This is a genomic window from Pseudomonas sp. PICF141, assembly GCF_002286815.1.
Lineage (GTDB): Bacteria > Pseudomonadota > Gammaproteobacteria > Pseudomonadales > Pseudomonadaceae > Aquipseudomonas.
Window position 1 is genome coordinate 20,023 of record NZ_MUNM01000048.1, and the last position, 10,258, is coordinate 30,280.

The 10,258-nt window shown below is 60.4% G+C and carries 7 protein-coding genes and 1 pseudogene; all 8 read left to right on the forward strand.

The genetic code is table 11. The features are described 5' to 3' along the window. Positions 1-4: 4 nt before the first annotated feature. The 8 genes and pseudogenes from hemN (at position 5) to BZL43_RS12705 (ending at position 10,133) form a co-directional block, all read left to right on the forward strand. Positions 5-1,393, forward strand: coding sequence for an oxygen-independent coproporphyrinogen III oxidase (hemN, locus tag BZL43_RS12670; protein WP_095632621.1), 1,389 nt, complete (start codon positions 5-7; stop codon positions 1,391-1,393). 109 nt (positions 1,394-1,502) lie between these two features. After that, positions 1,503-3,678, forward strand: a pseudogene (gene nosR / locus BZL43_RS12675) (transcriptional regulator NosR). A 56-nt stretch (positions 3,679-3,734) separates the two neighbouring features. Then, on the forward strand, positions 3,735-5,654 hold the full coding sequence (gene nosZ, locus BZL43_RS12680) for a TAT-dependent nitrous-oxide reductase (protein ID WP_095632622.1): 1,920 nt from the start codon (positions 3,735-3,737) through the stop codon (positions 5,652-5,654). Positions 5,655-5,681: 27 nt separating this feature from the next. Further along, positions 5,682-6,968 carry a nitrous oxide reductase family maturation protein NosD gene (locus BZL43_RS12685; RefSeq protein WP_095632623.1) on the forward strand — a complete coding sequence of 429 codons (1,287 nt, stop codon included), beginning with the start codon at positions 5,682-5,684 and terminating at the stop codon, positions 6,966-6,968. Continuing rightward, entirely contained in the window at positions 6,965-7,888 is a 924-nt protein-coding gene (locus BZL43_RS12690) for an ABC transporter ATP-binding protein (protein ID WP_095632624.1), read from the forward strand. Before BZL43_RS12685 ends, BZL43_RS12690 begins: the two co-directional genes overlap by 4 nt. Next, complete coding sequence (locus BZL43_RS12695; protein ID WP_095632625.1) at positions 7,885-8,715, forward strand: ABC transporter permease; 831 nt, start codon at positions 7,885-7,887, stop codon at positions 8,713-8,715. Before BZL43_RS12690 ends, BZL43_RS12695 begins: the two co-directional genes overlap by 4 nt. Before the next feature lie 31 nt (positions 8,716-8,746). Next, the gene (locus BZL43_RS12700; protein WP_095632626.1) at positions 8,747-9,274 is read left to right on the forward strand and encodes a nitrous oxide reductase accessory protein NosL; all 528 of its coding nucleotides are present in this window, start codon (positions 8,747-8,749) and stop codon (positions 9,272-9,274) included. Between the two features lie 115 nt (positions 9,275-9,389). Next, positions 9,390-10,133, forward strand: a complete 744-nt coding sequence (locus BZL43_RS12705) for an SDR family NAD(P)-dependent oxidoreductase (RefSeq protein ID WP_095632627.1) — start codon at positions 9,390-9,392, stop codon at positions 10,131-10,133. The last annotated feature ends 125 nt before the right edge of the window (positions 10,134-10,258 follow it).

A 10,258-nucleotide genomic window follows, 5' to 3' on the forward strand; every position in this document is an offset into this window, starting at 1 on the left:
GATCATGAAACCTGCATTCGATTTCAATCGAGCCCTGGTCGAAAAATATGACCGCCCAGGGCCGCGCTATACCTCTTACCCCACGGCGCCACAGTTTCATCAGGCGTTTGCCCTCGACGACTATCAGCGTGCCGCCTGCGACAGCAACCGGGCGGCGGTGCCCAAGCCGTTGTCGGTGTATATCCACATTCCGTTCTGCAAGAGCCTTTGCTACTACTGCGCCTGCAACAAAATCATTACCCGCAAAACCCATCGGGCCGTCGAATACCTGACGTACCTCAAACGTGAAATCGTCATGCAGGCGGCGTTATTCGACAGCACGCGCAAGCTCACGCAACTGCACTTGGGCGGGGGCACGCCGACGTATTTGACCCGTGAACAGCTGGCGGAGCTGATGGACTGCCTGCACCAGGCGTTCGACATGGACGACAGCGATGAGCATGAGTTTTCCATCGAGGTCGATCCGCGCACCATCAGCGCCGAGCAGATCCAGTCGCTGCGCCAACTGGGGTTCAATCGCCTGAGCTTTGGCGTACAGGACTTCGATCCCGACGTGCAGGCGGCGGTCAATCGCCAACAAAGCGAAGAGCAGATTTACGCGCTGGTCGCGGCGGCGCGTGAGGCGCAATTCAAGTCGATCAGCGTCGATCTGATTTACGGCCTGCCACTGCAAACCGTGAACAGCTTCGACATCACCCTGGGCAAGATCATTGCCCTGCGCCCGGACCGGATTGCCGCCTACAGCTACGCCCATTTGCCAGAGCTGGTGCGCGCGCAACGGCTGATTCGCCCGGCGGACATGCCGCCACCGGAGCGCAAGCTGGAGTTGCTCGAGCTGACCATCCGCCGCCTGACCGAGGCCGGTTATGTGTATATCGGCATGGATCATTTCGCCTTGCCGGACGACGAACTGGCGCTGGCCCGCACCCATGGCACCCTGCAACGCAATTTTCAGGGCTACTCGACCCACGCCGACTGCGACTTGATCGGCCTTGGAGTGTCTTCGATCGGCAAGGTCGGCGACAGCTACAGCCAGAGCGTCAAGGAGCTTTCGCAGTATTACGCCCGTATCGATCAAGGTTTGTTGCCGGTGCATCGAGGTTATCGCTTGAGCGCTGACGACCTGCTGCGCCGCGAAGTGATCAGCGACCTGATGTGCCACGGGCGGATCGATTTCGCCAAGTTCGAAGCAGGTCATGGCATTTGCTTCACCGAGTATTTTGCCGATTCGCTGGCGCGACTGGACGAGCAGGTACGTGACGGGCTGCTGCAGATTCACAGCGACGAGTTGGTGCTGTTGCCGCCAGGGCATTTGATGATGCGCAGTACCGCAATGGCATTTGACGCCTATCTGGGAGAGGAGCAAAAAGGCCGGTTTTCCCGCACCGTTTGAGGCTTCGGGAGCTCTGGCGCAAGGAATTTTATCGAGTTGATTTCAATCAAGGGCGGGGCGCGCAACGCTCCCTAACATGGCCGCAAGCCCTTTTGAAATCAGCGAATTCATGACAACCCATCAGCCTTCGATACATGGCAATCCACGCATCTGGAGCGTCGGGCTGGTGGTGATGGTCTTGCTGATGATCGCCGTGTTCGCGACGGTGCAGGCCAAGTCATACGGCGACATCGAGCAGCAGCGCATCGAGAAGGTCTTCCCGCAAACCGATTCAATCTCCGACCCCGAAGGCACGTTCAAGGTGCGCACGCTGTCGGCGGCCGGCAAGGTCATCGGTTATGTGTTCCAGAGCCTGGACGTGGTGGACATTCCGGCCTACTCGGGCAAACCCATCAACACTCAGGTGATCCTCGACACCGCCGGCGTGATTCGGGACGCCTATGTGCTGGAGCACCACGAACCGATTCTGCTGATCGGCATCCCCGAAGAAAAGCTCCACGGTTTCAGTGCCCGATACGAAGGGATCAAGGTCAGCCAGCGGGTAGTCGTCGGGCATTCCAGCGACCCGAGCGCGGTCACCGTGGATGCCATCGCTGGTGCAACGGTCACCGCCATGGTGGTCAATGAGGTCATCATGCGTGCCGCCCATGAGGTGGCCGTATCGTTGAAGCTGATCGAGGACAGGGGCGGGGTGCTGAACAAACCTGCCACTGTGCGCCAGGATTTCTACGAGCCCGCCACCTGGGAGCAACTGACCGGTAACGGCGCCATTCGCCGGTTGAACCTGACCCGTGGGCAGGTCGATGCCGCCTTCAAGGGCACCGAAGCCGAGGGCGTCGACAACGCCGGCCCGGATCAAGTCGATGACACCTTCATCGAGCTGTACACCGCCGACTTGAACCCACCGACCATTGGCCGCGCGCTGCTGGGCGACAACCCATATCGCTTGCTCATGCAGGAACTCAAACCCGGCGAACAAGCCATTATGGTGCTGGGGCGCGGGCTGTTTTCCTATAAAGGCTCTGGGTATGTGCGCGGCGGGATTTTCGATCGGGTGCAATTGCGCCAGTTCGGCAACATCATCAGCTTTCGCGACATGGACCATCAGCGACTCACCGACGTGTTTGCCGAAGGCATGCCCGAGTTCGATGAAATGTCGATCTTCATTGTCCGCGAACCGGCCGGTTTCGATCCGGGATCGCCGTGGTCCCTGGAGCTCCTGGTGCGGCGGCAGACGGGACCGGTCAGTGGCACCTTCAGCAGCTTCGAACTGCCTTATCAATTGCCCGAACCCTACCTTGAGCGACCGGCGCCCAGTGCCGAAGAGCGGGCGGCCATCGAGGAAGCCAGCCGGCCGATGTGGTTGACCATCTGGTATCAGAAACACTTCCAGATCGCCGTCCTCGCGAGCGCATTGTTACTGCTGACGGCCATCCTGTTCCTGCAAGACAAGCTCACCCGCCGGCCACGCTTTCTGCACTGGCTGCGTCGTGGTTACTTGCTCTTTACCGTGGTCTTTCTGGGCTGGTATGCCTTGGGGCAATTGTCGGTGGTCAATGTCCTGACCTTTGTGCATGCGCTGTTCGAGCACTTTCGCTGGGAGCTGTTTCTTTCCGATCCGCTGGTCTTCATGCTCTGGGTCTTCGCCGCCGCGAGCATCCTGCTGTGGGGCCGTGGCGTGTGGCTGGCTGTGCCCGTTCGGCGCCTTGCAAGAGCTGATCAACGAAGCCGCGCGCAAGCTGAAAATTCCCCAATACGAATTGCCGTTCGCGGTGCATGAGCGGTTGTGGGCGATCAAATACATCATCTTGCTGCTGCTTTTCGGCATCTCCCTGGAGTCGATGTCCACCGCCGAGCTGTTCGCCGAAGTGGAGCCGTTCAAAACCGCCATCACCCTCAAGTTCGACCGTCAGTGGTGGTTCGTGCTCTATGCGGTGGCGCTGCTGGTGATCAACGTTTTCACGCGCAAAGTCTATTGCCGCTACATCTGTCCCTTGGGCGCGGCACTGGCGATCCCGACCAAATTGCGTCTGTTCGACTGGCTCAAGCGCCGCCAGGAATGCGGCAGCCCCTGCCAGTTGTGCGCCAAGGAATGCGAAATCCAGGCGATTCACCCTGATGGCCGGATCAATGCCAACGAGTGTCACTACTGCCTCGATTGCCAGATGACCTATCACAACGAAAACAAATGCCCGCCGCTGATCAACAAGCGCAAGAAGCGCGGCAAACCGGCACCCGTGGCGGCGCAACTGATACCCGTCGTGCAAGTGCAGGCAGCTGAATGAAGCTTGCGAGCGCACCTGCGCAGTGACCGTTTTTATCCCTTCAAGGAGTACGCAACATGACTGACACAGAATCCACAAAACCGGTGCAGGAAGAAGAACACGCGGGACTCAGCCGTCGCGGTTTTCTGGGCGGCAGCGCCGTGACCGGTGCGGTGCTGGCGGGTGCGGCAACGTTAGGCGGCGCAGTGTTCAGCCGCGAATCGTGGGCTGCGGCGGTCAAGGATGCGCAGGCGAAAATCCATGTCGGCCCCGGTGAGCTGGACCAATATTATGGCTTCTGGAGTGGCGGTCATCAGGGCGAAGTGCGGGTGCTCGGTGTGCCGTCGATGCGTGAGTTGATGCGTATTCCGGTGTTCAACGTCGACTCGGCCACCGGTTGGGGCCTGACCAACGAAAGCAAGCGGATCCTGGGCGACAGTGCGAAATTTCAGAATGGCGATTGCCATCACCCGCACATCTCCATGACCGATGGCAAATACGACGGTAAGTACCTGTTCATCAACGACAAGGCCAACTCCCGGGTCGCGCGCATCCGCCTGGACATCATGAAGTGCGACAAGATCCTCACGGTGCCGAACGTGCAGGCCATCCACGGCCTGCGCCTGCAAAAAGTGCCGTACACCAAGTACGTGTTCGCCAATGCCGAATTCGTCATCCCGCACCCCAATGACGGCCGCACCTTCGACCTGCAAGACAAGAACAGCTTCACCCTGTTCAACGCCATCGATGCCGAGAAAATGGAGATGGCCTTCCAGGTGATCGTCGATGGCAACCTGGACAACTCCGACGCCGATTACACCGGCAAGTACGCCGCGTCCACCTGCTACAACTCGGAGAAGGCTTACGACCTGGGTGGCATGATGCGCAACGAGCGCGACTGGGTCGTGGTGTTCAACATCCCGCGCATCGAGGCCGCGATCAAGGCTGGCAAATTCATCACCCTGGAAGACTCGAAAGTGCCGGTGGTCGACGGTCGTAAAACCGATGGCAAGGACTCTGAATTCACTCGCTACATCCCGGTGCCGAAGAACCCCCACGGTCTCAATACCTCATCCGATGGCAAGTACTTCATTGCCAACGGCAAGCTGTCGCCGACGGTCTCGATGATTGCCATCGACCGGCTGGACGACCTGTTCGCCGATAAATTCAAGGACCCGCGCGAGGTTATCGTCGCCGAGCCTGAACTGGGCCTGGGGCCTTTGCACACCACCTTCGACGGTCGCGGCAATGCCTACACCACGCTGTTCATCGACAGCCAGGTGGTGAAGTGGAACATGGAAGAAGCGATACGTGCCTACAAGGGCGAGAAGGTCAATTACATCAAGCAGAAGCTCGACGTGCAGTACCAGCCCGGGCATAACCATGCCTCGCTGACCGAAACCAATGAAGCGGATGGCAAATGGCTGGTGGTGTTGTGCAAATTCTCCAAGGACCGCTTCCTGCCAACCGGACCGTTGCACCCGGAAAACGACCAGTTGATCGATATTTCCGGCGACGAAATGAAGCTGGTGCATGACGGCCCTGCGTTTGCCGAACCCCACGATTGCATCCTGGCGCGCCGGGACCAGATCAAGACCCAGAAGATCTGGAACCGCAACGACCCGTTCTTCGCCGCCACCGTGGAGCTGGCCAAGAAAGACGGGATCAACCTGGAGACCGACAACAAGGTCATCCGCGACGGCAATCATGTGCGGGTCTACATGACCTCCATGGCCCCGGCCTACGGGCTGACCGAATTCACGGTCAAGCAGGGCAACGAGGTCACCGTGATCATCACCAACATCGACCAGATCGAGGACGTGACCCACGGTTTCGTCATGACCAACCATGGCGCCAGCATGGAGATCAGCCCGCAGCAAACCTCGTCCATCACCTTTACCGCCGACAAGGCCGGTCTGCATTGGTACTACTGCAGCTGGTTCTGCCATGCGCTGCACATGGAAATGGTCGGCCGCATGAAGGTCGAGCGGGCCTGACGGTTGCCAATCAACGGGAGCGGGCCGATGACCGATATCAAGCGCACGCCGATCAAGGTCGCGTTTGCGCTCCTGCTGATGTCCGGCAGCGCGCTGGCGGTGCAACCCATCACCACATTGCCGTTGCGGGTTGACGCTGAACAACGCTGGCACTTGCCTGCGGGCGAGTACGTTGGCTCGTTCAGCGTCGATCAACCGATGCAGATTCTCTGCGAGCCCGGCGCGGTGTTTCAGGCGCAAGGGCAGGGCAATGGTGTGACGGTCAGCGCGCCCGATGTGCGCATCGAGGGCTGTACGTTTCTGGACTGGGGGCACGACCTCACGGCCATGAATGCGGCGGTGTTTCTGCAGCCCCAGGCCCGTGGCGCGGTGATCAAAGGCAATCGCCTGCAGGGCCAGGGTTTCGGTATCTGGGTCGACAGAACGCAGGATGCGAGTCTGATCGACAACCGTATCCAGGGAGATCCGGCGCTGCGCTCCCAGGATCGCGGCAACGGTATTCATCTGTACGCGGTGCAGGGTGCCAGGGTCATTGGCAATCAGGTGCGCGACAGCCGCGATGGCATCTACATCGACACCTCCAACGGCAACCTGCTGCAGGGCAATACCCTGGAAGACCTGCGTTACGGTGTGCATTACATGTTCGCCAACGACAACCGGCTGATCGGCAACACCACCCGCCGCACCCGCACCGGCTACGCCCTGATGCAAAGCCGCAAGCTCACGGTGACCGGCAACCGCTCTGAACAGGATCAGAACTACGGCATCCTGATGAACTACATCACCTATTCCACCTTGCGCGACAACTTCGTCACGGACGTGCGCGACGGCTCGACCGGCGACAGTATGATCAGCGGCGCCGAGGGCAAGGCATTGTTCATCTACAACTCGCTGTTCAACAGCATCGAACACAACCACTTCGAGCACAGCGCCGTGGGCATTCACCTCACCGCGGGCTCCGAAGACAACCGCATCGCCGACAACGCCTTTGTCGGCAACCAACGGCAGGTCAAATACGTCGCCACCCGCTTGCAGGAATGGTCGGCGAATGGCCGGGGCAATTACTGGAGCGATTATCTGGGCTGGGATCGCAACAACGATGGCCTGGGCGATATCGCCTATGAACCCAACGACAACGTCGACCGCCTGTTGTGGCTGTACCCCCAGGTGCGGCTGTTGATGAACAGCCCCGGGATCGAGTTGCTGCGCTGGGTACAACGGGCCTTTCCGGTCATGAAGTCGCCGGGCGTCCTGGACAGCCATCCGCTGATGAATCCCACCACACGACCCATGACCCAGGAGCCCACCGCATGAACGTCATCGACATGGAAGGCGTCAGCCAGCGCTATGGGTACACCACGGTGTTGCATCAATTGAACCTGAGCCTGGGCGAAGGCGAAGTGCTGGGCTTGTTCGGGCACAACGGCGCGGGCAAGACCACCAGCATGAAACTGGTGCTCGGTCTGCTTCAGGCCAGTGAAGGGCAGGTCCGGGTGTTCGGCCGCACGCCCAGTGATCCGCAGGTTCGGCGTCTGCTGGGCTATTTGCCGGAGAACGTGACCTTCTATCCGCAGATGAGCGGCCAGGAGACCTTGCGGCATTTCGCCCGCCTCAAAGGCGCAGCGCCGGCGCAAGTGGACGTGTTGCTGGAGGAAGTCGGCCTGGCGGGCGCGGCGCATCGACGGGTCAAGACTTATTCCAAAGGCATGCGCCAGCGCCTGGGACTGGCCCAAGCCTTGCTCGGCGAGCCGCGCTTGTTGCTGCTCGACGAGCCGACCGTCGGCCTCGATCCCATCGCCACTCAAGACCTCTATCGGTTGCTCGACCGGCTGCGCAGCCAGGGCACCAGCATCATTCTCTGTTCCCACGTATTGCCGGGCGTCGAGGCGCATATCAACCGTGCCGCGATTCTTACCCGGGGGCGCTTGCTGGCCCTCGGCAGTCTGCGCAGTTTGCGCGAGAAGGCCGGTTTGCCGACGCTGATTCGCGCCAACGGGCTCAAGCACGCCGGGCCGTTGCAGCAATCCTGGAACAAGGCCGGGCATATCACTCAGCGCTGGGGTGTGGAGGGTCTCGAAGTGGCTGCGCTCACTGGCAACAAACTGGACTTGTTGCGCCAGTTGCTCAATGAACACGAGCCGGCGGACGTGGAAATCGACCCACCGTCCTTGGAAGACGTCTACCGCTATTACATGGGGCGGGCCGGTACGACCCCCAGTGGAGAGACCGTATGAACCCGATCTGGAACATGGCCCGCAAGGAATTCAATGACGGTTTGCGCAACCGCTGGTTGTTGGCGATCAGCCTGTTGTTCGCGGTGTTAGCGACCGGCATCGCCTGGTTGGGGGCGGCGGCTTCCGGGCAATTGGGCTTCACTTCTGTGCCCGCCACCATCGCCAGCCTGGCCAGCCTGGCGACGTTCCTGATGCCGCTGATTGCCTTGCTGCTGGCCTATGACGCCATCGTCGGCGAAGACGAAAGCGGCACGTTGCTGCTGTTGCTGACCTATCCGCTGGGGCGCGGGCACATTCTGATCGGTAAGTTCGTCGGCCACGGATTGATCCTGGCGCTGGCGATCCTCATCGGTTTCGGCTGCGCAATGCTCGCGATTGCGGTGCTGGTGGAGGACGTCGAACTGAACCTGCTGCTCTGGGCGTTTGGACGATTCATGCTGTCATCGACATTACTGGGCTGGGGCTTTTTGGGGCTGGCCTATGTGCTGAGCAGTGTGTCTGCCGAGAAATCCACGGCCGCCGGCTTGGCGCTGGGGGTGTGGTTCTTCTTCGTGCTGGTGTTCGACCTCGCGCTGTTGGCACTGCTGGTGCTCAGCGAAGGGCAGTTCAACCCCAAGGTGTTGCCGTGGTTACTGCTGCTCAATCCCGCCGACGTCTATCGCTTGATCAATCTCTCCGGTTTCGAGCCCGGCGCCGGTAGCGCTGGTGTGCTGACGTTGGGCAGCGATTTGCCGGTGCCGGGCTCGATGCTCTGGTTGTGCCTGTTGCTGTGGGTGGCAGTGCCTTTGAGCTTGGCCTGGTTACTGTTCCGTCGGCGGGCGACATGAATTCATACCTTGGTTTTTGGAGCATCTGACGATGAGCAATCTGTATTCGACGACGGTACGCGCCGCGGCAGGCCTGATGGTCTGTTTGCTGCTGGCGGCCTGTGACAAACCGGTGCAAGCCACCTACAGCGACGCCGCCACTGCCTTTCATCCCAGTGATGAATGCCATGTTTGCGGCATGATCATCGAAGGCTTCCCCGGGCCCAAGGGCGAAGTGGTCGAGCGCAGCGGCATCAGGAAATTCTGCTCCACGGCGGAGATGATCGGTTGGTGGCTGCAACCGGAAAATCATCATGGCGAGGCCCGGTTGTATGTCCACGACATGGGCCGCAGCCCATGGAACGCACCCAATGATGCCCACCTGATCGATGCCAAGGATGCGTTCTACGTGATCGGCACCCAACTCAAGGGGGCAATGGGTGTGGTGCTGGCGTCGTTCTCCAGTCAGCAGGCGGCGGAGAAACTGGCCGCCGACCAGGGCGGTCGTGTGCTGCGTTTCAGCGAAATCGATCAAGCGATACTTCAGCAGCAGCCAGCGATGTCGCACTCGGCTCATTGATCGGCGAGCCATTGAGAAAAGTGATCGCCGTCAAGTCGGTATTTCTGCGTCTGTTCAAAGATAGGGGCTCACAACGTCCTCAGTGCTTGGCATTAACGATGCCCAGGAGAACATGATGCAAACCGAGTTTCAGGATCGTCTGGCGGTGATCACCGGTGCCAGCTCCGGGATTGGCCTGGCGTTGTGCGCCGCGCTGTTGCCGCGCGGGGTCAAGGTGCTGGCGATGTCACGCACCGTCGGTGAATTGCCGGCCTTGCAGCAGATCTACGGCGAACGGCTGCAATGGTGCGCCGGGGACGTTACCTGCCAGGAAGACCTTCAAGGGCTGGCCCGGCGGGCGGCAACGCTGGGGCGGGTGGATTATCTAGTGCCTAACGCTGGCATTGCCGAAATGGCCGACAGCCTGGACATGCCGGCCTTCCAGCGCCAATGGGCGGTCAACGGTGCCGGGGCGTTGAACACCCTGGCGGCGTTGCGCGGTGAGTTGGCGAGCCCGGCTTCGGTGGTGTTTGTCGGTAGTTTCCTGACCGGTTCGAGCTTTCCCGGTCTGGCCGCCTGCATCGCCAGCAAGGCCGCGCTGGCGGCTCAGGCACGCACACTGGCGGTGGAATTTGCGCGTTATGACGTGCGCATCAATCTGGTCTCGCCGGGGCCGACCGCGACCTCGATGTGGGACAACCTGGGGTTGAGCGATGGTGAACTCGATGACGTCGCTGACACCTTGGGCAAACGTCTGCTGCCGGGGCATTTTCTGGATGCGTCGGCGGTGGCCAATGTGATTATCTTTCAACTGTCCCAAGGCGCCCGGGGTGTCTATGGGCAGGATTGGAAGGTTGATAACGGTTATACGTTGGGGTGAAGCCGCGCAGAATGTTGGCGAGTGTCCCATCGCCAAAAGATCGCAGCCTTCGGCAGCTCCTACAGGGTGTACGCCATTCAAATGTAGGAGCTGCCGAAGGCTGCGATCTTTTGGGCGCACCACAG

Coding starts and splice junctions, on each gene's coding strand:
- BZL43_RS12690 (WP_095632624.1), top strand. CDS start 6,965: ATGAACGTCATCGACATGGAAGGCGTCAGCCAGCGCTATGGGTACACC.
- BZL43_RS12705 (WP_095632627.1), top strand. CDS start 9,390: ATGCAAACCGAGTTTCAGGATCGTCTGGCGGTGATCACCGGTGCCAGC.
- hemN (WP_095632621.1), top strand. CDS start 5: ATGAAACCTGCATTCGATTTCAATCGAGCCCTGGTCGAAAAATATGAC.
- BZL43_RS12685 (WP_095632623.1), top strand. CDS start 5,682: ATGACCGATATCAAGCGCACGCCGATCAAGGTCGCGTTTGCGCTCCTG.
- BZL43_RS12695 (WP_095632625.1), top strand. CDS start 7,885: ATGAACCCGATCTGGAACATGGCCCGCAAGGAATTCAATGACGGTTTG.
- BZL43_RS12700 (WP_095632626.1), top strand. CDS start 8,747: ATGAGCAATCTGTATTCGACGACGGTACGCGCCGCGGCAGGCCTGATG.
- nosZ (WP_095632622.1), top strand. CDS start 3,735: ATGACTGACACAGAATCCACAAAACCGGTGCAGGAAGAAGAACACGCG.